At 69.1% G+C, this 21,963-nt stretch carries 17 protein-coding genes; 6 read left to right on the forward strand and 11 right to left on the reverse strand.

The annotated features are described in order from the left end of the window. Window positions 1–286 precede the first annotated feature (286 nt). Together F0U63_RS25390 and F0U63_RS25395 are read left to right on the forward strand one after the other, a co-directional pair. On the forward strand, window positions 287–4,537 hold the full coding sequence (locus F0U63_RS25390) for a kelch repeat-containing protein (protein ID WP_395833253.1): 4,251 nt from the start codon (window positions 287–289) through the stop codon (window positions 4,535–4,537). Window positions 4,538–4,812: 275 nt separating this feature from the next. After that, window positions 4,813–5,340, forward strand: coding sequence for a hypothetical protein (locus F0U63_RS25395; protein ID WP_395833255.1), 528 nt, complete (start codon window positions 4,813–4,815; stop codon window positions 5,338–5,340). Between the two features lie 65 nt (window positions 5,341–5,405). Here the strand turns inward: F0U63_RS25395 and F0U63_RS25400 are convergent, their stop codons facing one another. After that, entirely contained in the window at window positions 5,406–6,317 is a 912-nt protein-coding gene (locus F0U63_RS25400) for an NmrA family NAD(P)-binding protein (RefSeq protein WP_395833257.1), read from the reverse strand. Between the two features lie 92 nt (window positions 6,318–6,409). On the opposite strand from F0U63_RS25400, the gene F0U63_RS25405 reads away from it, so the two are divergent. Next, window positions 6,410–6,988, forward strand: a complete 579-nt coding sequence (locus tag F0U63_RS25405) for a TetR/AcrR family transcriptional regulator (RefSeq protein ID WP_395833259.1) — start codon at window positions 6,410–6,412, stop codon at window positions 6,986–6,988. Here the strand turns inward: F0U63_RS25405 and F0U63_RS25410 are convergent. The 5 genes from F0U63_RS25410 to F0U63_RS25430 form a co-directional block, all read right to left on the reverse strand. Next, window positions 6,978–8,327 (reverse strand): hypothetical protein, encoded by a 1,350-nt coding sequence (locus tag F0U63_RS25410; RefSeq protein ID WP_395833261.1) that lies wholly within the window; start codon window positions 8,325–8,327, stop codon window positions 6,978–6,980. The genes F0U63_RS25405 and F0U63_RS25410 overlap by 11 nt on opposite strands. A 474-nt stretch (window positions 8,328–8,801) precedes the next feature. Next, window positions 8,802–10,271 carry a trypsin-like peptidase domain-containing protein gene (locus tag F0U63_RS25415; RefSeq protein WP_395833263.1) on the reverse strand — a complete coding sequence of 490 codons (1,470 nt, stop codon included), beginning with the start codon at window positions 10,269–10,271 and terminating at the stop codon, window positions 8,802–8,804. Between the two features lie 218 nt (window positions 10,272–10,489). Then, window positions 10,490–10,855, reverse strand: coding sequence for an arsenate reductase family protein (locus tag F0U63_RS25420; RefSeq protein ID WP_395833265.1), 366 nt, complete (start codon window positions 10,853–10,855; stop codon window positions 10,490–10,492). 66 nt (window positions 10,856–10,921) lie between these two features. Next, window positions 10,922–11,122: a hypothetical protein gene (locus tag F0U63_RS25425; RefSeq protein ID WP_395833267.1), complete on the reverse strand. Its 201-nt coding sequence runs from the start codon at window positions 11,120–11,122 to the stop codon at window positions 10,922–10,924. 51 nt (window positions 11,123–11,173) lie between these two features. Further along, the gene (locus F0U63_RS25430) at window positions 11,174–11,479 is read right to left on the reverse strand and encodes a hypothetical protein (protein WP_395833269.1); all 306 of its coding nucleotides are present in this window, start codon (window positions 11,477–11,479) and stop codon (window positions 11,174–11,176) included. 201 nt (window positions 11,480–11,680) lie between these two features. Here F0U63_RS25430 and F0U63_RS25435 point away from each other — a divergent pair, with 201 nt between their 5' ends. Beyond that, window positions 11,681–12,688: an NAD(P)-dependent alcohol dehydrogenase gene (locus F0U63_RS25435; RefSeq protein ID WP_395833271.1), complete on the forward strand. Its 1,008-nt coding sequence runs from the start codon at window positions 11,681–11,683 to the stop codon at window positions 12,686–12,688. 80 nt (window positions 12,689–12,768) lie between these two features. Continuing rightward, window positions 12,769–13,551: an endonuclease/exonuclease/phosphatase family protein gene (locus tag F0U63_RS25440; protein ID WP_395848422.1), complete on the forward strand. Its 783-nt coding sequence runs from the start codon at window positions 12,769–12,771 to the stop codon at window positions 13,549–13,551. A gap of 9 nt (window positions 13,552–13,560) precedes the next feature. On the opposite strand, the gene F0U63_RS25445 is transcribed toward F0U63_RS25440, so the two are convergent. Together F0U63_RS25445 and F0U63_RS25450 are read right to left on the reverse strand one after the other, a co-directional pair. After that, the gene (locus F0U63_RS25445; protein ID WP_395833273.1) at window positions 13,561–13,947 is read right to left on the reverse strand and encodes a hypothetical protein; all 387 of its coding nucleotides are present in this window, start codon (window positions 13,945–13,947) and stop codon (window positions 13,561–13,563) included. A gap of 8 nt (window positions 13,948–13,955) precedes the next feature. Then, window positions 13,956–15,962, reverse strand: a complete 2,007-nt coding sequence (locus tag F0U63_RS25450; protein WP_395833275.1) for an SH3 domain-containing protein — start codon at window positions 15,960–15,962, stop codon at window positions 13,956–13,958. Between the two features lie 84 nt (window positions 15,963–16,046). Between F0U63_RS25450 and F0U63_RS25455 the strand changes: the two genes are divergently transcribed. Further along, a complete protein-coding gene (locus tag F0U63_RS25455) occupies window positions 16,047–17,294 on the forward strand; it encodes an SLC13 family permease (RefSeq protein ID WP_395833277.1) in 1,248 nt (415 codons plus the stop codon). Window positions 17,295–17,298: 4 nt separating this feature from the next. On the opposite strand, the gene F0U63_RS25460 is transcribed toward F0U63_RS25455, so the two are convergent. The 3 genes from F0U63_RS25460 to F0U63_RS25470 all read right to left on the reverse strand — a co-directional run bounded on the left by F0U63_RS25460 (window position 17,299) and on the right by F0U63_RS25470 (window position 21,922). Further along, window positions 17,299–18,117, reverse strand: coding sequence for a hypothetical protein (locus F0U63_RS25460; protein WP_395833279.1), 819 nt, complete (start codon window positions 18,115–18,117; stop codon window positions 17,299–17,301). A 75-nt stretch (window positions 18,118–18,192) separates the two neighbouring features. Beyond that, on the reverse strand, window positions 18,193–19,803 hold the full coding sequence (locus F0U63_RS25465; protein WP_395833281.1) for a cyclic nucleotide-binding domain-containing protein: 1,611 nt from the start codon (window positions 19,801–19,803) through the stop codon (window positions 18,193–18,195). 1 nt (window position 19,804) lies between these two features. Further along, window positions 19,805–21,922, reverse strand: a complete 2,118-nt coding sequence (locus tag F0U63_RS25470) for a HEAT repeat domain-containing protein (protein ID WP_395833283.1) — start codon at window positions 21,920–21,922, stop codon at window positions 19,805–19,807. Window positions 21,923–21,963 lie beyond the last annotated feature (41 nt).

A 21,963-nucleotide genomic window follows, 5' to 3' on the forward strand; every position in this document is an offset into this window, starting at 1 on the left:
CATCCACGATAAGCCGTGCGGCTCCATCCTGGGCACCACGAGGGCACGGCGATTTCTCGCATGCGCACACTTGTGTGAAGACACTGCCTTCTGCCAATATCAAACATCTCCACGCCTGGTGTGGAGACGAGGGGGAAGTTTGAAACATCCGTATGCGGCAGTGCTGACTGTATCCAGTTGTCTGCTCCTGGCGGCTTGTGGAAGCGCTTGGGAGGAAGAATCACCAGGACAGGCGTGGGCCGTCCAATCCGGACCCATGGAGCTCCAGTCAGGGGAGCCGAAGACCGTGGGCCCCTTCCTGGTGGATCCTGACGAACCTCCTGCCCAGAACGAACCTCTGACCCAAGAGGGCTTTCCCATCGGATTCGCCCCCGAGGAGGAGGCACCCCAGCTCGCGGCCTCCGAGTCGGCCATCATGACCGCGGCCTCCACGGATGGGGGCACCATCGAGTTGGAGCCCAATGTCATCCAGGGGACCGCGCGGCTGACCAACCAGGCTCCGGAGATCCTCGCGCTGCTCGCGGCGGATCCGTGGCACACGAGCGGCAGTTCCACCAGTTCCACCATCGCCCAGGTCACCGCTACCAGCACGAAGCCGAGCGGCTACAGCGGTCAGACAAGCACCGTCCAGTTCAAGAGCCCCTCCGAGTTCGACTTCACGCTGCTCGTCGAATCCAGCGCGGGAGGAGCCGATGGTGTCTTCTACAACGTTTCGGCCAGGCGCGGAGCCTACACCCTGCCCACCGCGGCCGGAGTCGTGGTCCGGCCCCGCGAGACACAACCCAATCCCACCCAGGTGGAGATCAAGGCGTGCATCGGTGCCGTCCAGTTCGACTTCGGCACGGATGAAACATGCGGGACGCCGTCCCCCGCGTTCCTGAGCGCCTCGGTGCAGGGCGTCAGCACGTTCCGCCTGTCGGGCCAGCAGAGCTACGCGACTTACCTCACGGGTGGGACGACCTTGAACAGAACCCTGTACTACAACGTCCGGGGCAAGGACGGCCGCACCTACGCCTTCTCCAGGCCCGTGCAGGCAACCCCCGCCTGCGACCAGGTCGTCCACATCTGCACTCCCATCACGGACGACCTCCGGCCTCCGCCGCAGGGCAACCTCACGGGGCCCTGGGAGGTCATCGGAGAGACCTCCACCTACCGGCGCGCCATCTCGGCCACCTACCTGGCGCTCCCCACCATTACCCGCAGCCACTCCAGCACGAACCCGACCTCTCCCCTGAGTGACCCGAGCACCTGGTGGACGATGAACTCCGCGATGGACGTGGGGGACTGGTCTCTCCAGGGCTCGGGCTATCTGCGCACGGGTCGAGAGTTCACCCGCTACACCACCACGCTGTCCCCCTCGACACCGGCCGGACCGGTCACGGTCATCGCGAACCAGGTCACGCCTGTGACCAAGGTGGTGGACGGGGTGACGCGGCACGCCTTCTCCATGCGGCCGGCCTACTTCTATGGCGCCGTCCGGCTGGCGGATCCCTCCATCCCCCTCTACTCCGGCTCGCGCAGCACCCTGGAGTCGCTCTGGTTCGAGGCGGACTACGACAGCAACGGCGATGGCATTCCGAACGACCCAGCCATCGGCAACAACGGCACCTACCTGCGCGCGTCGGTGACGGGGGACTACTCCCATACGGCCTTCCCTCACACCTTCGACCGGATCCGCGGCGAGCTGGCCTCCAACTACGAGCAGGCCCTCCCCTCTGCATATGATCTGCCGCGCACGTGGAACCAGGAGTACCTGAGCCTCCGCTTCTGGTCGCAAGGCGCCTCGTTCAACACCCGGCCTGGGATGTATGACGAAGCGCTCTTCCGGAATGGCTCCCTGACGCTCGTCCCGAGCATCCACTCCGCGCTGCTGAACGCCGGGGATCGCAAGCTCATCGACCACGAGTACTGCTTCAACGAGGTGCAGCTTCAGTACGCGACCACCTTGGGACGCTTCTACAACCCCTGGGCGGACGTGAGCGGCAAATTCGATGGCAGGGACTGGAGGAACCTGCAGAGCACCTACTCGGTGGGCGGCCGCTTTTACGGCATCCCCGCCATCTGGGGGTACACGCCCCTGGCGACAGAGCCCCAGTCGGAAGGCTCGGTGTCGATGGTGCTCCCGCAGGGCGAGTACACGCTCAAGCCCGGCGCCTACATGAAGAGCGACGACGGCACGACGAACACGGCCACCTTCGCCCCCCTCAGCGTGAGGCTGGGCTGCGGACAGCGGGTGAAGATCGTCCCGCCGCTCGCGGTGAGCATTTCCTCCGCCTCCGGCTGCGCCACCGGCCCGACGATTCCCATCTCCGGCGTGGTGAAGAGCAAGCCCGCCCTCGTGGACCGCATCTGGTACCGGCTCAACGGCGGTCCCGAGGTGCCCGTCTGCAACAACTGCGGCCTGGATCCTTCCTACGCCTTCACTCTCGAACTCAACGCCTGCCACAACACCCTCGAGGTGTTCGCCTTCACCCACGGTATGCCCGAGGCGGCCATCGGGAAAGCCGACTTCGTCTGGGATGACCCATCCGATGGGCCAAGTTGCTCCGGCTACTGTGTCAACCGCCCACCCGTAGCGCGCTGCCGCGGCATCACCATCCCGGCGGATTCGGCCTGCAGCGGCTGCGCCTCCGTGGACGACGGTTCTTACGACCCGGATGACAAGGACACGATCAGCTGCGTGCAGACACCGGGCTGCCAGTATGCGCTCGGCTCGCAGAAGGTGACCCTCACCTGCACGGACAAGCTGGGGCTCTCCTCGTCGTGCGAGGCCACCGTCACGGTGGAGGATCTGACGCCTCCGGCGCTCGTGTGCCCCGCGGAGACGCCGGTGCTCGAGTGTCGCGATGGCGGCGCGGTGGCCACCTACTCCACCAGCGCCACCGACAACTGCGGCGGCGTGAGCACCCGGTGCGCCCCGGCGTCCGGTGCCAGCTTCCCCCTGGGTACCACCCAGGCGGCCTGCACCGCCACCGATAGAGCGGGCAACACGGCCAGCTGCGCCATCCCCGTCACCGTGCAGGACAGCGAGCCCCCCACCGTCTCGTGCCCGGCCCCCATCACCGCCGAGTGTGTGGGAGGCGGTGCCCGCGTGACGCCGCCCGCCGCCACCGCGGCGGACACCTGTGCGCTGACGGATGTCACCCAGCCCGCGGAGTCCTCCTTCCCGCTCGGCTCCACGCCCATCACCTACTCGGCGAAGGATGCCGCCGGGCAACAAGTCCACTGCACCTCGTCCGTCAACGTCGTCGACACCCAGGCACCCACGCTGGTGCTCAACGGGCCAAGCGTCATCACCCTCGATGTGGGAAACCCGTACACCGAACAGGGCGCCACGGCCTCGGACTCCTGCGAGGGAGAGCTCTCCTCCCGCGTGAGGATCTCCGGCACCGTCGATACCTCCACCCCGGGCAGCTACACCGTCACCTATACGGTGGCGGATGGAGCCGGCCATGAGGCCACCACGACGCGCACGGTGCACATCGTGGGGGGCACGGGCATCTGCCCCGCCAACTCGGGACGGTGGGAGTCCACCAGCAACCAAGCCAAGGTCTACCAGTTGCACACCGCCACGCTGCTGCCGTCCGGCAAGGTGCTCGTGGTGGGTGGCAACAACAGGGACGCCGAGCTGTACGACCCGGCCAACGACATCTGGACGGCCACGGGCATGCCCCGCACCACCCACCGCCGCCACACCGCCACCCTCTTGCGCGATGACCGTGTGCTCGTGGTCGGCGGTGATGGCGCCAGTGCGATCAAGTCGGCGGAGGTGTACAACCCGGCCACGGGCGCCTGGGCTGCCACCGGCAACCTGGTGACGTACCGCCGCGAGCACTCCGCGGTGCGGCTGGCGGATGGCCGCGTGCTGGTGATGGGAGGAAAGGACAGCGGCGGCACGGTGCTCTCCTCGGCGGAGGTATATGACCCGGCCACGGGCACCTGGGCTTCCACCGGTGGCATGGCCTGGGCCCGCCGCGCCTTCACCGCCACCGTGCTGTCGGATGGCCGCGTGCTGGTGACGGGCGGCCTCGTCGACAGCGGGGACGAGTGCCGGGGCCTCAACTGCCTGGCCTCGGCCGAGGTGTACAACCCGGCCACGGGCACCTGGTCCTCCACCGGCGGCATGGCCACGGCGCGTGGCTTCCACGCGGCTGCGGTGCTGGCCGATGGCAAGGTGCTGGTAACGGGCGGCGGCGTGGATGGCGCCCCCAGTGCGCACGCCGAGGTGTACAACCCGGCCATGGGCCAGTGGACGGCCACGGGGGACATGCACTCGCCCCGGCGCAATCACTCCCTCACCCCGCTGAACGGCGGCCTGGTGCTGGCGGTGGGCGGCTACGATGTCTTCACGGGCATCCTCACCTCCGCCGAGCTGTATGACCCGAACACCGGGGCATGGTGCACCACCGGCTCCCTGGGCCAGGGCCGCTACAAGCACACCGCCACACCGCTGCCGGATGGCCGGGTGCTCATCACCGCGGGGCTCAGCAACGGCAGCGCGTACACGAGCGAAGTGTACAGCCTGGGCGGCAGGTAGTCCGCGCCCTCGCTGATTGAGGGCCCGGGGGCCGTCTCCCCACGAGGGAGGCGGCCCCTCTCGTTCGTGCGCCCAACGGGTGTTCACGGACGCTTCTCCCGTCGAGGGTGTCCCCGACAGGGCCCGAGAGGGTGTCAAAGAACTTGGGCCGGCGCGACAGCGCGACACGCGCGGGAGAAGCGGACAAAAAGCGCGTCTGGCGGATCCATTTCCCAACGGCACGCGCAACAAGAGAGGAGAGCAGGGGAAGACCACTTCTCACCGTGAGGAACTCCATGAGCCTGAAGAAGGTATCGACCACCGCCTCGATTGTCGTTGCCACGCTGTGGGTGGGCCTCGTGGGAGGCTGCGGAGGAACCGCCGAGGAGAGCAGCAGCGACCCGCGCTTCCAGGGCGACAACCTGAGCACGGGCGAGCCGTGGCGCGGCGGGAGCATCCCCCCGGCCGACGAGGGGAACACCCCGGCCGGCGAGGACAACGGCTGGGTGACCCTCTGTCACGTTCCTCCAGGCAATCCTTCCCAGGCGCACACCATCACCGTGGGGCAGCCCGCGGTGAAGGCGCACCTGATGCACGGGGACACGCTCGACGCGTGCGAGAGCGGCACGGGATCGGATGGCGGCACCACGGACCCGGGTGGGAGCGACGCGGGGACTCCGGACCCCGGCACTGATGGTGGCACGGGCAGCCCGGACGCCGGCCCCTCGGTGTGTGTCCCCCGCGGCAATGAGTGCGGCACCAGCGCCGAGTGCTGCTCCGGATTGCAGTGCTCCGCGGGCGTCTGCTCCATCATCCTCAACTGAGCCGTGACTCCGGGCGCACGGGCCCTCTATTTCGCCCTGTGCGCCTCCCTATCGAACATCGGTGGTCAGGCCATCCTTCGCTGCTGGCGGGCCCACGTCTCGAAGCTCATGGGCGAGAGACCGTAGGCGCGGGCGAGCTCGGGCCGTGCCAGCACCGGGGCGACGTTCATGTACGTCATGCCCTGCGCCACGCCGGGATGCAGGCCGGCGGCGACGGCCTCCTCGACCGTGCCCGACTTCACCACGTACTCCTTGCCGTCGAGGCGCGAGAGGATCTCGGCGATCTGAGGAAGCGTGAGCAGGTCGCCGGCGAGCTGCAGCGTCACACCTTTGAACCTCGCGGGATCGTTGATCGCCGCCGCGGCTGCCTTGCCGATGTCCTCCGGGGCGATGAGCCCGATGGGCCGGTCGGTCCTGACCACCGTGACCAGCTGGCGCCCGTCGACGAAGCCGGCGGGATCGAGCATGGGATGGTCCATGAAGGTGGCGGGCAGGATGATGGTCCAGCGGTCGAAGCCGGCGTTGCGCACGAGTTCGCAGGTAGCGAGCTTGTTCTCCCAGTAGTCCTCGTGGGACTTCCAGCGACCCTCGGCCCAGCCCTCGACGTTCCGGTGGTCGCCGACGCCTGACGTCGCGGTGTGCACGAACGTGCCGACGCCTTCGGCCAACGCGGCCTCGACGAGGTTCTTCCCCTGCTCGCGCTCCTTGCTGTAGTCAACGCCGGTCGCGGAGATGATGGGTGACTGCATCGAGAACACCGCCCGTGCCCCGGCGCAGGCGGCGCGCAGCGACCGCGGATCGTCGAGGTCCCCGACGACCACCTCGGCGCCGGCCGCCGCGAGGGCCTTCGCGTTCGGCGCGTCCGGGCTGCGCACCATCACCCGCACCGATGTGTTGCCTTCCAGCAGCGCCCGGGCGGTGGCGCCGCCCTGTCGCCCCGTGGCGGCGGTTACGAGAACGGGAGCACTGCTGCTCATGCGGGTCTCCTGTAAATGGGGGGTCACCCCGTTTAGACTTCGGTGGCAAGATACGGAGGCCCACCCCGTTTGTCGAGAAGAAGAGGATCGCCGTGGATCGTGTGAAGACGTTGCGAGCGGACGGCCGACGCAACCGGGAGCGGATCATCGCCGCCGCCGCGGAGTTGGTCGGCAGGGATGGTGCGCAGGCGTCGCTCGAGGAGATCGCGCGGCGGGCGGGGGTGGGCTCCGCGACCCTGCACCGACACTTCCCGTCGCGGCGGGCGCTGTTGGAGGCGGTATTCCGCGCCGGCGTCGCGCAGCTCTGTGAACGGGCAGCCGCGCAGCCGGGCGAGGACCCCATCGCTGAGCTGACTGCATGGCTCGAGGAGATGACGGTCTACACCGCGACCCACCGCGGGCTTGCCGCTGCGCTGCTGGCCGGCCCGGATGGCCTCTCGCCAGAAGAGCTCTGCTGCACCGACATGCTGCTCGACGTGTTGGAGGTTCTGGTGGCACGAGCCTCGTCCGTGGACGCGCTTCACGCCGGCGCCACCGCGGAGGACCTGATGCTCTTGGTGAACGCGATCGCCGTCGCCACCGAAGACGATCCGAGCACCGCGAGCCGGTTGCTGCGCCTCGCGCTCACCGGCATACGGTCTGAAAACCGGAACGGTACCCCTAGAGCGTGATCGGACAGCTCGTATACGGAGGTTGGTCCATATAACCCTGGCGGTCCAACATCAGCAGCACCTGGGCGGCCATGTCCATGTTGGGCTGGGACTCATAAGACGTGGTGCAGTTGTTGATCCCCTTGATGACTCCTTGCTCGACCTTCAACTCGCCCACGGCGGTGACAGGCTGGCCCGCCAGGAAGCTCGATTGGCGAAAGAGGGTCTTCGGATGGACATTGCTCGCGTAGATGTTGCCAGCAGTGTCCATGACGAAGATCGCCGCGTTACCGCCGTTGGGGACCACGGAGGGGTCGGCGTACGTCGTGTCGAACAGGACCCCTTGCGAGTTGTACAGCTTTCCGTTCTTGACGGTCAGCATCAGCGCGGGCCGCGCTTCCTTGCTCAGATACTGGACATACGGCAGGCAGAGCTGTTTCTGGGTGTCGCCCTGCACCGAGCATCTGGAGTCCTCGCCGATGTAGGCTTGCTTCAGGTTCATCGTATCGTAGGGGATGGACATCTGACTCACACCGGATGAGTCTCCATTGAAAAAGACCTCGCATGCGCCAGGGTTGTTCAAAGGGCAGCGGCCGCTGGTTCTGACTCCGAACTCGGACATGTAAGGGGCGCCGAAGCCGATGTAGAGATAGCCATTCGAAATGGTCATTGCGTTGATGGGTGGAGCGGGACTCCACCCGTCGTTCGAATCGAAGCTGCGGAAGACGGAGCAGGGGATTGAAGTGTCCTTGGAGCAGCGATACACGACTCCGCTCATCGCATCGCCAACGTAGAGAGCACCATCTGGTGCGACCGCGAGGGAACGGGCCTCTGCTTGGTACATATCATGCAGTGGGAGGGAGACTTTGACGCAAGCGTCACGGACGCTTGGATCGCAGCGCCACAGGTAACCGTAGTAATTGGAGAAGCCTAGTTCCGTCCAGTAGGGTTCTTCGGTGGTGGCGTAAACATAACCTCCCGTCGCGCCAAGTCCCACGATGCTGTTTCCCAGTGCATTGAACCGGGAACAGGCATTGAAACTGTTCGCGTCGCAGCGCCACATCTCCCCGTTATCCAGGCCCGTATAGATATATTTATTCGCCCAGAGCAGGGTCTTGATCGGAGAGTCGAGCGTGTTGAACTTGTCGCATCTGTTGAAGTTGTTCGGATCGCAGCGCCACATCTGGCCATTGTTCAGGCCAGCATAGATGTAGGCATTCGCCGCGATGAGCTTGTTGATGGGGGCGGGCAGCGTGTTGAAGGTGTGGCAGGCGTTGGCGTTGTTCGAATCGCAACGCCACATCACCCCGTTGCCCAGACCCACGTAGATGTAGCCGTTCGTCGTCAGCACGGTGTTCATGGAGGTGGGAGCCGTGTTGAAGACAGTGCAGGACGTCGCGGAGTCTTCAGTGCACCGCCACATCTTCCCGCTGGACGTGGCAACCAGGAGGGGCTGTCTCGCGGATGCAGTCAGCGAAAACATCAACAGCAGGAGGGCCAATCTCATTTCGCGCTCTCGTCGGGTGAATTACAGGGCTCCAGGTGCCGTGTGGCGCCTGATGTCTCGTAATCTGCCAGGTCCGTTCGGAGCAGGCTGTGATGGGGTTCACCCCAGCGGAGTGAGGCGTGTCACTCCTGGTCAGTTCACGGGAGGAGGCCCTGAGGGAGAGGCGTTACCTGGCGGAGCGGGAGCTGGACGACACGGCACAGGGTGGAGCGTGGGGGGCGCTTCGCCGAGCAAGGAGCCAAGCCCTGGAGTGGCTGAGCCTGGACGCCGAGTCCCAGCGACTCACGCCCGGATAGAAGCCCCCGGGCGTCGGCACGCCTCGCGTGCTCAGGACGGCACGGGCAGGGCGCGCAGCAGGGTGACGTCCGAGCCGGGCGGCTGGATGCGCAGCAGCAGCATGCTGCCGGGTTTGGCCAAGCGCAGCGCCTCGGCGGCCTCCTGGGCGTTGGCCACCTTCTGCTCGCCCACCTGCCGCAGCAGTGAGCCCGGAGGCAGCTCCGCCTGCTCCGCCGGGCTGCCGGGATCCACCCTCACCACGCGCACCCCCTGACCCTGGGGATCATCCGCCAGCCGCATGCCCAGCCGGCCCCTGGCGGGGGCGCTCTCCTCCTCGCGCGTGGGCACCTCAGGCTCGCCCCGCTGGGCGGGCCGCGTACCGAGCGTCACCTGCAACGCCAGCGGCTTGCCGTCGCGCAGCACGTGCACGGAGACGCGGCTGTCCGGACGCAGCAGGCCCACGGTGCGGGTGAGGCTGCCCGCCGAGACGATGGGCGTGTCCTCCACCCGGGTGATGACGTCGTTGTCCTGGAGCCCCGCCCTCGCCCCGGGGCCGCCGTCGTTGAGATCGGCGATGATGGCGCCCTTGTCCACCTCGAGTCCCAGCGCCCTGGCCAGGTCCGGCGTGAGATCCTGCGCGGCCAGGCCCAACCAGCCCCGGCGCACCACGCCGTCCTTCTCCAGCCGGGGCAGCAGCGAGTGGATGAGGTTGCTGGGCACGGCGAAGCCAATGCCCGTGGCCTCGCGGACGATGGCGGTGTTCATGCCGATGACCTCGCCCTTGAGGTTGAAGAGCGGGCCGCCCGAGTTGCCCGGGTTGATGGCGGCGTCCGTCTGGAGGAATTCGTCGTAGGGCCCGGCGTGGATGTCTCGGGCGCGGGCCGAGAGGATGCCCGAGCTCACGCTGGAGGCGAGGCCGAAGGGGTTGCCGATGGCGAGCACGAAGTCGCCCACGCGCACCGCGTCCGAGTTACCCAGCGCCACGTGGGGAAGATCCCTGGGCGCGTTCTGGAGCTGGAGCACCGCCACGTCGGTGAGCGGATCCCTCCCGAGCACCTGGGCATCGAACGCGCGCCCGTCGTCGAGCTTCACGCGCACCCGCTCGGCGTTCTCCACCACGTGGTTGTTGGTGAGCACCAGACCCTTGGCGTCGACGATGAAGCCCGAGCCCTGGCCCTGCTGCACGGGGCCTCGCTCATCGCCCTGGGGCGAGCCCGGGATGCCGAACTGCTCGGCCCAGCCCGGAGGCAGGCGGAGCATCCCCCGGGTGGCGGCGACGGGCGCGCGCGCCAGCACCTCGACGTTGACGACGGCGCCCTTCACGGCCTCGACGAGCGGGGCGAGCGAGCCGGGCGACGGCACGGTGACGGAGGGGATCACGGGGGCCGCGGCGGCAACGGGAGGCGCGGCCGGAGAGGGCGCGGGAGGCGCCGCGCCGAGGGCCTGGCAGGCGGACGCCATCATCATGAGGGGAAACAGGACGCCGCGCACGGCCTGGCGGGAAGAAGAGGGAGAGGACACGGTGGGGACTCCTTTCGGACCGGGTTCCATACCCAGTGCATCCGTTCGGGAGCAGTCCCTGTGCATCCTCCGCGCCAGGGCCCCGCACCGGCGCGGCGCACCCCTTCTTCCCTCGGGCACGGTCCACCGGGCCGATTATTCCCGGGGCCTGTTCCAGGGGAGGTCGGGGCAAAATGCCCTAAGCCCCGGGGGCGTGGGGCATTCCTCCCAGGGCGCCGTCACGGGGAGGCGAAGAGTTCCTCGTAGGCCTCGGGCTTGAAGCCCACGAGCACCCGCGAGCCCCGCACGAGCACCGGCCGCTTGACGAGCTTGCCGTCCGCCGCGAGCCACTCGACGAGCTGCGCGTCGCTCGCGGCGTCCACCTTCTCCTTGCCAAGCGCGCGGTAGCTCTGCCCACTGGTGTTGAGCCACTTGCGCACGGACACCCCACTCTGGGGGATCCACTTCGCCAACTCGGCGGGGGTGGGCGGTTGCTCGACGATGGGGCGCACGCGCGCGTCCACGCCGTGCTGTTCGAGCCACTGCTGGGCCTTCTTGCACGTTCCACAACCGGAGTACGACAGCATCAGGACGTCGGTCTTCATGCGGCCGCTTCTACCAGAGGCGGGCGGCGGGGCTCGCGTCCGGAGATGTGGACTCCGGCGCCGAACTCACCGGGGCGGCTCTTCCTCCTGACGGAGGACCTCGGCGGGCACGTTGCGGCGCAGCGGCTCCAGGATGACGACCACCCAGGCGGTCACGGGCGCGGGCAGGGCCACCAGGGCGAGGATGAACAGAAATCGGATGACACGAAAGGCGAAGCGCAGGCTGGCGCGCACGAACGCGCGCACGGCCTTGGGAAGCAAGGTCATGGGGAACTCCTCCAGGTGAGAGACTTTCCAGCGACGGGTGCCGGGAAAGGCTCAGTGGAGGAGCGCGCGGTGAAGGAGGAAGAGACGGCGCGATGGGGCCGCGATGCGCGACTCCCGGAGGGAACCCGGCAACGCCACACGGGCGGGCACACGGGGGGAACCCTCGGCCGGGTGCTCGAGACGAACGGAAGCCTCCACCGCCGGGCGCTGGCGCGCCTTCTCGTGGCGCTCGACCCAGACAGCCACCGCGGCCTCGGAGGCCGGATGCGCGTGCGCCGGCAGGCTCGCCCCGAGGACCGTGAGGCACGCCAGCGCGAGCCTCAACCACCGGGCGATGTGATGCGGCAAGCCACGCATGAGCCTCAACCTGACCATGAACGCGCCAATGTCAAACGATGGAGGCGCGTGCGTCATGGGCTCCAGGCGAGGGCTTCCCCGAATCCGTTCGCGGCACGACGAAGTTGTGCGAGCACCTCCAGCGGGTGCTGCTCGGCGCGGAACGCCAGGTGGGGCCGGGCATCGAAGGGCCACCGTGAAAACTCCCAGGGAGACCACACCATGAAGGCCTACGAACTGCAGAGCACCACCGGCATCGAGGGTTGGGTCCAGATCGAGAAGCCCCAGCCCCAACCGGGCCCTGGACAGGCGCTCGTCCGCATCCGCGCCGTGTCGCTCAACTATCGGGATCTCATCATCGCCAAGGGCACGTATCCGGGCGGGAAGGCCCCCGTCATCCCCGTCTCGGATGGCGCGGGAGAGGTGGTCGCCGTGGGCGCGGGCGTCACGCGCGTGAAGCCCGGGGACCGGGTCGCGCCCACCTTCTTCCAGGTCTGGACGGATGGCCCGAGCACCCCCGAGAAGGTCGGCAAGGCGCTCGGCGGGAGCGTGCCCGGCGTGCTCGCCGAGTACGTGGCCCTGGACGCCGAGGGGCTCGTCCTCCTGCCGGACTGGCTGTCCTTCGAGGAAGGCGCCACCCTGCCCTGCGCCGCCGTCACCGCCTGGAACGCGCTCGTGCCCCAGGGAGGACTGAAGGCGGGGCAGACGGTGCTCGCCCAGGGGACGGGCGGCGTGTCCATCTTCGCCCTCCAGCTCGCCCGGACCCTCGGAGCGCGCGTCCTCCTCACCTCCAGCCATGACGACAAGCTGGAGCGCGGCAAGCGGCTGGGCGCGGAGGGACTCATCAACTACAAGAAGTCGCCGAACTGGGAGGAGCAGGTGCTCGCGCTCACGGGTGGAGAGGGCGTGGATCATGTGCTCGAGGTCGGCGGCGCCGGCACCCTGCCCCACTCGGTGCGGGCCACGAAGAAGGGGGGCCACATCGCCCTCATTGGACTGCTCTCGGGCGCCATGGCCAAGGCCGACGGCGTGGACACGGGCGGCAAGGCGCTGCGCATCGTGCCCACCTACGTGGGCAGCCGCGTCATGTTCGAGGACATGCTGCGCGCGATGAGCCGGGAGAAGACGAAGCCCGTCATCGATCGCGTCTTCCCCTTCGCCGAGGCGCGCGAGGCCCTGCGCTACATGGAGTCCGGCGGCCACTTCGGCAAGATCGTCATCTCCGTGTGAGCCGGTCCTGGTGAGCAGTGCGGGCTTCTTCAGGGACGTGCTCCTTCGAGGGTAGGCTGTCCGGCATGCCGCTGAAGGTGATGACCCTCAACATCTTGATGGGTGGAGAGGAGCGAATGCCCCTGCTCCTTCCGCTCATCGCCCGTGAGAACCCGGACGTGCTCGTGCTGCAGGAGTGCCTGGGCTGGGAGGATGGCGAGCGCCTCGGCCAGGTCGCCGCCGCGATGAACCTCCCCGTCACCGACGCGCACGTGCGTCTGGGCACGGCCCGCCCCCGCCCGAGTGGCAACCGCTACCACGTCGCCGTCGCGAGCCGCCTGCCCCTGCGCTCGGCCCGCGCCCACAACGACGCCCACTTCATCGGCCACTGCCTGCTCGAGTGCGAGCTGGAGACGGGCACGGAGCCGTTGACGCTCTTCGCGGCGCACTTCGACTCCCACCACGAGAACCTGCGCTTCGTGGAGGCGCGCTACCTGCGCTCGCTGCTGGCTCCCTCGACCTTCGCCCAGGGCGCGTTCCTGTTGGCCGGGGATCTCAACTCACTGTCACGTGCGGACCCCTACCCCGTGGACCTCGCCGACCGCCTCCGCCGCGCGGGCCTGGACAAGTACGGCCACCCGCCCCGCTTCGACGTCATCGATGAGCTGGAGGGCTTTGGCTGGGTGGATGCGCTGCGGCGGCGGCCCGCCTCCTCCCGGTGGGTGACCGCCCGGCGCCAGCGCGGCGCGGAGGTCATCGAGTTGCGCACGGACTACCTCTTCGCCTCGCCCCGGTTGGCCGAGCGGCTCCTGGGGGCAGACGTGGTGGACGTGGGCGCGGCCTCCGATCACCACGCCCTGACGGCGACCTTCACCGAGCCGTGAGGCCTCCCCTCACGAGAACTCATTGCGCAGGATGGACTCCGCCGCCTCCAGGATGGCCGCGCGGATCTTCCCCTGGATGGGCGCTTCCTTCTGGAGTTCCTGCTGGAGGGCGTCCGACTTTCCGTAGAACACCCAGGAGGAGGACTGGCTGCCCGCGCTGGGGGTGAAGACCCGCACCTCGACGAAACGCTCCTTCGTCCCCGCGTCTCCGCTCACCGAGCCGATCCGCAATTCGACCTCGCCCGCGCCCCGAACGAGCGCGGCGCACGAGAAGTGGGCGCTCAACGGGGCGAACTCGCCCGTGGCGGGCAACCGGGAGCGAGCGCTCTCGCGCAGTTGTCGAAGCGCGGTGTCGATCGCCTGCTTCAGTTTCTGTTCGTTCTGAACGAGTTGCATGCGGCTCCTCAGCGGCGCTCGTATTTGGACTTGATGGCCGCGATGGCGCGCTCGAGTTCGTGGATCTGCTCGATGCTCAAGACCTTGTTCAACCCCTCGGGCAGCTTGGGTGGAGTGGACGCCTCGCCCAGTTCCACGCGACGCGCGTGGATGTAGCTCTGGTTGAGATAGGCCTGATAGCTCGCCTGTTGAGCCTTGTTCATCGAGGCCATGGCGGCCTCCACCGGCTTGACCAGGTGCTTGAGTTCGGCTTCCGCGGCGGCCGGTACGTTGCGCACGAGGGGCTTGCCCAACGAGACGTCATAGGGAATGTGCTCGGCGTTGGCGATCGACAGCACCCGCGGGCCGATGATCTGCAACTCGCCCCGGACGCCATTGGCATGCTTCAGGTAGGCGCAGACGACCGTGTACCCGCTCTCCATGACCTTGGACTGGTTGATGCGAAGGCTGTGCCCGGCTTCGGCCGCCGCCACCTGCAACGTCTGGAGTTGCTGCGCGCTGAAGTACGGCTTGCCCCCGGGTCCATGAAGGTTGTTGATCTCCGTGACCTGGAGCTTTCCATGGCGGATGGCCTCGGCGAGTCTACCCACCACCCGACTCATCGCCGCGGGAGAGGTGTCCGAGAGGACGAGCCGGGTGCCGATAGCATCCCAGAGGTTCGCGATGGCGCTCTCGACGGTGGTGACCTTGGCACCGAAGTTGTCGACGGCTCGCTGCAGCCGATTGGCCGCCGAGACCGGATCCTTCGCTCGCGCCTGGACCTCGCCCATTCCCTCGAACACCTGGGAGATCTGCTTTCGGGCGGGCTCGAGCTGCTTCTGGTAGCGCGGATGGGCCTGTTTGGCGAGCTGAGAGATGCGCAGGCTGACGATGACCCGGCGCGGGCTGGGCAGCTTGGACTGGCCTTGGGCGATACGGGTGGAGCGCGCCTTGAGCCACGAGGCCAACCGGGTCTCGCCGAAGGCCTTCTCCACCGCGGTGCCCTTGAGCGCCTTGAGGGCGGCGGTGACTCCCTTGGCGGCGACCCACAGCGTCAGGGCCTCGACCACCACGCCCGCGAGGATGCCGATCACGTTGGCCAGCTCGCGCGCCGCCTGATCGAGCTTCCGCGCATCCCCGCGTGCCTGCCACACCTGGCCGAGGAACTTCGCGAATGCCGAGCCGATCCGGCTCAGTGAGTCCACGATCCACTTGGCGAGGAAGGCCAGTCCCATCCACTCGAGCAGCGCGAGGCCGATCTCGTAGCCCGCGGCGGCACCGGGAGCGGCTCCCGCGCCGCCCGCCAATGCGCCGAGCGCGGCGCCCACCGCCGTGCAGATGGCGAGGAAGAGGATGGCCCCCACCGCCATCTCGAGCAGCGAGACGAGGACGGTGCGCAGGGACTGCTCGACGTGTTGGGCGACCGCCTTGGGGATGTATTGGAGCGACAGCCGGATGGATTGTCCGAGATCGCCGAGGAACTGATCCACCCGTTGGAAGGCGGAGGCGAGCCCCAACGTGTCCAGCGTATTGTAGCTGTAGGAGCCCGAGTTGACCTTGCCCCTCATCCCCTTGGCGAATGTCTGGCTCGGAATCCAGATGAGCTCATCGGCCTGGAACGCCAGGGACTTCCACCCACTCGTGGTGGAGGGGATGGGGCGCCGATTGGCCGCCGCGAGCACGGCCACGAAGAAGCGCAGGTCCGAGCCCCACGTGCGTGCGATGTCGCCGTAGTACTTCTCGGCGATGGCAATGGCGGTGCCGGGGACGCCCTTGGCGACCTGGTGGAGCCGGGCATTCGGCTCGGGCATTGGATGCTGGGGCGCCGACCAGACGTAATCGGCGGAGACGAAGCCCATGCGCCCATCACGTGTGCTCACCGACAGCCACCCACCGGGCAGGTGCGCGGAGATCTGCACGGGGGTGTTGAACGCCAGGCTGCCGATCACGTTGCTTCCCTGTGCGGCACTGGAGCGCAAGCGGAGCGCGGGCGTCTTGTTCCACATGACGATCCCGATGTTCGTGTTGGGTGGCATCGCGACTCCCCCTGCGCCTGGTGCGGCGGATAGTAGCCGTGACTACAGCCAGGAAGAAGGCTTTCGGCTACTGTGCCGCGCGCCTTGGCCCTCGCGATCTTCCTGTTCACCTACGTCTTCATCGCCGGCGTCCGCCTCCCCTTCCCCCGGTTGGACCGCCCTGGCGGCGCGCTCGTGGGCGCCGTCCTCATGGTGGTGGCGGGCGTCGTCGCTCCCTCCCAGCTCTTCGGCTCCAACGAGGGCTCCCCTCACGCCGTCGACATGGACACGCTCATCCTCCTGCTCGGGATGATGCTGCTCGCCGACTACCTCTCGCGCGCCTCCTTCTTCCGCGCCGCCGGCGCCTGGGCCCTCCAGAAGGCCCACACCCCCCGCCTGCTGCTCGTGGCCGTCGCCGCCACCAGCGCCTTCCTCTCCGCCTTCCTCGTCAACGACACCGTCTGTCTCATGCTCACCCCGCTCGTCCTCGTCGTCGTCGAGGACGCGCGCCTTCCCCCCATCCCCTACCTGCTCGCCGTGTGCATGGCGTCCAACTCGGGCTCGGTCGCCACCTTCACCGGCAACCCCCAGAACATGCTCATCCAGGGCGCCTCGAAGCTGCCCTACGCCCAGTTCGCCGCCTACATGGCCCTGCCCGCCATCGTCTCCACCGCCGTCGTCATCGCCGGGCTGCTCTACATCTTCCGCCACGACCTCTCCCACGAGCGCTTCTCCACCCATCCCCCTCCCGTCCCCGTGGATCGCCCCCTCCTCGGGCTCACGCTCGTCACGTTGCTCGGCGTGGTCGCCGCCTTCTTCGCCGGCCTGCCCATGAGCTGGAGCGCCCTCACTGGCGCCGCCGTGGTGATGACCCTCGCCCGGCGCGTCTCCCCCCGCGAGGCGCTCGAGCGCGTGGACTACGTGCTGCTACTCTTCTTCGCCAGCCTCTTCGTCGTCGTCTTCGGCGTGAACCAGGCCGGCTGGGCCGAGGACATCCACCGCCTCTTCTCCCCCTTCATGTCCGGCCCCCCCTGGCGCGAGACGCTCGGCTTCGCCGGACTCACCCTCGTGGCCAGCAACCTCTTCAGCAACGTGCCCTTCGTCATGCTCGCGCGCCCCTGGGTGCCCACCCTCCAGGAGCCGGTGCTCGGCTGGCACGTGCTCGCGCTCGGCTCCACGCTGGCCGGCAACCTCACCCTCGTGGGCAGCGTCGCCAACCTCATCGTCTTCGAGGCCGCCCGGGACAAGGTCTCCCTGAGCTTCCTCGGCTACCTGCGCGTGGGCCTGCCCATCACCCTCGTCAGCTTCGTGCTCGCACTCGCGGTGCTGCTCGCCGAGCACGCGCTGTTCTGAGTCCTCAATCCGGATCCGGCAGCTCCCCGGGCGGCAACTCGGGCGGACGGGGCTTCACCGGCACCGGCCGCTCCTGGCCCGGTGCCTCCGTCTCCGGTCCCGCGTCCGGCCGCGGCGGCACCCCCGCCTTGCGCTCCTTCGGCGTCAGATCCTCGGCGAAGCGCGAGGCCAACACGTCCACCAGGTCCGTCATCCGCTCCCGGAACAGCGCGGGTGTCTTGCCCACCTTGAACGGATCCAGGTGCTCCACGCCCCCGTCCACCTCGTCCAGGTCGAACGGGTGCCGCCACAGCTCCGAGCGGCTCTCGAGCCAGAACATCCGCGCGTAGCCCCGCAGGTACGCGCCCGCCTTGCCCCGCTTGCTGCGCATGCCGTAGTCCTGGATGACGAACTCCACCACCGTGTCCGCGCGCAGCGTCTTGAGCAGATCGTAGTCCGGCTGCAGCGCGGGCACCTCCTCCACCAGGAAGCTCTCCAGCACCGTGGCCACGTGCGCCGGATCCACCGTGTTCAGCCACGGCGCCTCCCGCGGCAGTTGCCGGAAGGTCATCACCCGCAGGCGCTCGGACAGCTCGAAGCGCGTCATCGACGAGGCGAGCTTCGCCTCGAGCCGGCGATCCGCGTCCTGGGGCCCCAGCTTCTTCAACTTGTCCCGGTAGGAGCCGTCGTCCTGGAACACGTGGCTGTGTGGACCCGCGCGCAGCTCGATGCGCGAGATGAACGCGGGCCGCCGCACCTCATCCAGCGCGGAGCCCGACAGCCTCCGCGATGAACAGCCCACGAGGAGAAACGCCAGGAGTCCGAGAAATGCGCATCGCGTCATGCATCACACATACCCTGGATCCCCGCGCCTACCCAATGGTGGGTGCAACGGTTGGCGAGCACCCGACGAAGCCGCTCAGACGAGGACCAGGTCCTCGAAGGACACGGTGTGCGGGGCGTCGGTGGCGCCGCCGAGGAGGGCCTCGTTGCTGCGCTGACGGGCCTCGGTCAGCTCGGACACGAGGACGAGCACCTGCGGGTGGGTGAGGATGAGGGTGTCGAAGTCCTCGCGGGGCAGCCGCAACAGCGAGGCGTTGCGCACCGCCGTCACCGTGGCGGTGGCGGGCGTCTTGTTCAGCAGGGACATCTCGCCGAACAGCTCCCCCTCGCGCAGGTGGGCCAGGGGCTGGCCCCCCTTGCTCACGGCCACCTCGCCGGAGAGCACCACGTAGAGGCCATCCGCCATCTGGCCCTCGCGGATGAGCACCTCGCCGCGGCGCACCTCCCGGGCCCGGAAGCGCTCCACCAGCTCGCGCCGATCCTTGCGCCCAAAGGGCTGGAAGAGCGCCGAGGTGTTCACCACCTGCGACAGCAGCCGCTGCCGGCAGAAGCGCCGCAGCGCCTTCGCCACCTGGGGATTGAGGCGCGCGAGCTCCCCGAGCACCGGGGCGGAGATCTCCAGCACCTGCGTCTCCTCGGCGGCGCTCACCACCGACGCCGAGCGCGGAGCCCCGGACAGGAGCGCCATCTCGCCGAAGAAGGCCCCCTCACCCAGCACGGCCAGCTCGCGTGTCGTCCCCTCGGACTCGCGCATGATGCGCACGCGGCCCGAGCAGATGACATAGAAGGCATTGCCCCGGCTGCCCTGCTCGATGATGCGCGTGCCCTCGGGGAAGCGGCGCAGCGGGCAGCGCTCGAAGAGCGCGATGAAGGCCTCGCGTGGCAGGTCCGAGAACAGGGGGATCTCCGGCAGCGCCCGCTCGCCCATGGGGGGCGCGGATACGGGCTCCTCGCCTCCCCCGCGCCCGGGCGCGTGCGCCGCCGCCAGCTCCACGGCGTGCAGCAGCGAGTCCGCCTCGATGACGAGCTCCGGAAAGGACGCACTCGGGGGCGGCGCGGGAGGAACGGCCACCTTGGGGAGCACCGGCGCCTCGGAGGTGGCAGGCGCCTCGGGGGGGACAGATGTTTCGGAGGGGACCGGTGCCTCGGGAGGCGTGCGGATCGCCGGTACTTCCATCGTGCGCCGGCGCAGGCCCGGCGGAGACGAAGATGGGGGCGGGGGCGGCTGGACGGGTGGTGAGGGAGCCCGCTCGGGGAGGGAGGCCTCCAAGGCCTCGTCGATCTCGGGAGGCAGATCGATGAACAGCGCGGTCCGGGGCGGGGGCTCGGGCGGAACGGGCGCGGGTGTTCGCGCGCTGGGATGGCCCGTTCCTCCCCGGCGCGCGTAGAGGCTCGCGAGCGTGTGCTGGACGCCCTGGTGCGAGGGATCCAGCTCCAGGATGCGCTTGCTGGTGGCGATGGCGCGCGGCAGGAAGCCCTCACGGGCGAACCCCTCGGCGGCGGCCTGATAGGCCAGGATGGCGCGGCGCGAATCTCCGCCCTTCACCCAGGTGTCGCCCAGGCGCAGCCGCGACTGGTGATCTTGCGGCTCCAGCGCGCAGTACGCCTCGAGCAACTCGGCGGCCTTGCCGAAGCGGCCCCTGGCGATCGCCTCGTTGGCCTGTTCCCTGAGCTGCCGGGCCTCCATATCAGCGGGATCCCTCGGCGGCGGTCGCCGTCTTCGACAGGGCGAACGTGGCCGCCTCGCGCACCCGGCGGTAGTAGTCGCCCTTGAGCGCGTCCAGGGCGCCCGCCTGCTCCCCCGTGCCCGTGCGCGCCAGCGCGGCGGCGGCCGCGGCGCGGATCTCCGGCAGATCATGGTACAGGTCGCGCGCCACCACCTCGGCCACCGAGCCATCACCCACTTCCCCGAGCGCGGTGAGCAGCTCCCGGCGGCCGACGCTCGTGGGATCCTCCAGGGCCTTGACCAGCACGGGCACCGCCTGCTTCGCCTTGAGCCGGCCGAGGAGCGTGGCGGCCAGCACCGACTCGGGACCGCCCTCGGACACCACGGTGTTCAACGCCTCCACCGCGGAGGGCGGCGCCCCGGTGTGGGTGAGCGCGTCGAGCAACACCAGCTTCTCGTTGCTGATCCTGGGCAGCAGCTCCACCAGGACGGCCTGACCGGCCTCGCCCTGCTCGGCGAGCGCCCGGGCCAGCGCCTTGATGAGCTCCCGGTCGGGATCGAACATGCCGTCCCGGGCGGCGGCCACGCCCTCGGGTCCCAGCCGCGTGAGGCCCACCAGGGCGGCGGTGCGCAGCGTCACGCTGGATTCCTGGGTGAAGCCCTTGAGCAGCTCCATCGCCCCGGGAGCACGCACGGCGCCGAGCGCGCGCAGCAGTCCGGCCAGGGGCTCCAGGCGCGAGGCATCCACGTCGTCGAAGAGCTCCGAGGGCGGACGCGGCTGCACCACGGGCCGCCCCAGCTCGCGCGCCTTGGCGGCGTTGAGCGCCTTCACGCGCGACATCAGGCCGGACTGCTTCTCCTTCGTCAGCGCTTCGCGATCCGCCTCGGGGGCGGTCGGCAGGCTGGGATCGAAGCCCTGACCGTACTTCTCGGGCAGGGGCTGGGAGATCCAGTCCTGGCGCGCGGCCTTCACGGCGGCGAGTTCCTGCTCGAAGGCCTTCTGCAGCACGGGCGTGGAGGAGGGGTCCGCGATGGCCGCGACCGCGTCCACGGCGAGCGCGCGCAGCGAGGCATCCGGCTGGGACACGAAGGGCAGCACCTTGGGGAGCAGCTCCTTGGCGGAGGGGCCGAGGCCCACCACCGCCTGGAGTCCACTGGCGGCGGTGGGGAGGCGGGACAGCCGCTCGGCGATGGGCTCGAGCGGGCAGCCTCCGCGATCGCGCATGGCGCGGGCGACGCGGATGGCGTCGGCGGTGACGGCATCCAGCGCGACGGCGCACAGCGCGGCATCCGTCTGGGGCTGGCGGGGCAGTTCCAGCAGGCCGTCGATGGCCAGGGGGCTCACCGCGCTCTTCTCCCCGGCCACGGCCTGCAACCGGACGATCGCCTGGGGCTCCTGGAGCCGCACGAGCGCGGTGATGGCGGACTCGCGCAGCTCGGGGAAGCTCTCGTCCAACAGGGGGAGGATGGCGGGCGCGGCGCGCTTGTCGCCCAGGTCCCCCAGGCCCCGCACCGCCGCGGCGGCGAGGACGACCTGGCTGTCGCGCACCAGCGGCAGGAGCCGGTTGAAGGCCTCGGGGCGGCCACTCTTGCCCAGTTCCTCGGCGGCCCCCACGCGCTCGGGCAGCGAGCCCTCGGAGAGGGTGAGCAGGTTGCGCTCCCAGATGCCCTTGGATTCGGCGGCGACGACCTCAGCCATGGGCCCCGGCACGTTCGCCTGCATGAGTGCCTGGACGATGACCTGCCGGGTCTGCCGGCCGCGGCGGCCGTACTGCAGGGTGAGGTAGGCCTTGGCCTTGTCGTTCTTCACCTGCGCGAGCGCCATGGCCGCCTTGCCCTGGACGTCCACGTCGGAGTCCTCGAGCAGCTCGCCGAGCAGATCCACCACGCGGGGATCCTGGCTCTTGCCGAGCGCGGCGGCGGCCTCGCCCCGGACGATGGCGGCCATGTCCTTGGCGGCGCGCGTGAAGAGGGCGAGATCCTCGGAGCGCGACTCCTCGGCCAGCTTCTTCACGGCGAGCGCTCGCACCTCGGGACGAGGGCTCTGGAGGTCCGCCAGGAGTTGATCCCTGTTGCCACTGCACCCGGAGGATACGAGGAGGGCCAGGACGACGAGGAGGGGGCGCGCGCCGGTTCGCATCGTGCGGCGGGTTATATCAGCGGCGCGCGCGAGCGCCCAAC

The organism is Cystobacter fuscus, from assembly GCF_044360685.1.
In the GTDB taxonomy this organism is placed as follows: domain Bacteria; phylum Myxococcota; class Myxococcia; order Myxococcales; family Myxococcaceae; genus Cystobacter; species Cystobacter fuscus_C.

What these genes read in the sequence shown, in the direction of transcription:
- F0U63_RS25395 (WP_395833255.1), top strand. Translation starts at nt 4,813, where the DNA reads ATGAGCCTGAAGAAGGTATCGACCACCGCCTCGATTGTCGTTGCCACG.
- F0U63_RS25400 (WP_395833257.1), bottom strand. Translation starts at nt 6,317, where the DNA reads ATGAGCAGCAGTGCTCCCGTTCTCGTAACCGCCGCCACGGGGCGACAG.
- F0U63_RS25410 (WP_395833261.1), bottom strand. Translation starts at nt 8,327, where the DNA reads ATGAACACCGTGCTGACGACGAACGGCTACATCTACGTGGGTCTGGGC.
- F0U63_RS25420 (WP_395833265.1), bottom strand. Translation starts at nt 10,855, where the DNA reads ATGAAGACCGACGTCCTGATGCTGTCGTACTCCGGTTGTGGAACGTGC.
- F0U63_RS25425 (WP_395833267.1), bottom strand. Translation starts at nt 11,122, where the DNA reads ATGACCTTGCTTCCCAAGGCCGTGCGCGCGTTCGTGCGCGCCAGCCTG.
- F0U63_RS25430 (WP_395833269.1), bottom strand. Translation starts at nt 11,479, where the DNA reads ATGCGTGGCTTGCCGCATCACATCGCCCGGTGGTTGAGGCTCGCGCTG.
- F0U63_RS25435 (WP_395833271.1), top strand. Translation starts at nt 11,681, where the DNA reads ATGAAGGCCTACGAACTGCAGAGCACCACCGGCATCGAGGGTTGGGTC.
- F0U63_RS25440 (WP_395848422.1), top strand. Translation starts at nt 12,769, where the DNA reads ATGACCCTCAACATCTTGATGGGTGGAGAGGAGCGAATGCCCCTGCTC.
- F0U63_RS25445 (WP_395833273.1), bottom strand. Translation starts at nt 13,947, where the DNA reads ATGCAACTCGTTCAGAACGAACAGAAACTGAAGCAGGCGATCGACACC.
- F0U63_RS25450 (WP_395833275.1), bottom strand. Translation starts at nt 15,962, where the DNA reads ATGCCACCCAACACGAACATCGGGATCGTCATGTGGAACAAGACGCCC.
- F0U63_RS25460 (WP_395833279.1), bottom strand. Translation starts at nt 18,117, where the DNA reads ATGACGCGATGCGCATTTCTCGGACTCCTGGCGTTTCTCCTCGTGGGC.
- F0U63_RS25465 (WP_395833281.1), bottom strand. Translation starts at nt 19,803, where the DNA reads ATGGAGGCCCGGCAGCTCAGGGAACAGGCCAACGAGGCGATCGCCAGG.
- F0U63_RS25470 (WP_395833283.1), bottom strand. Translation starts at nt 21,922, where the DNA reads ATGCGAACCGGCGCGCGCCCCCTCCTCGTCGTCCTGGCCCTCCTCGTA.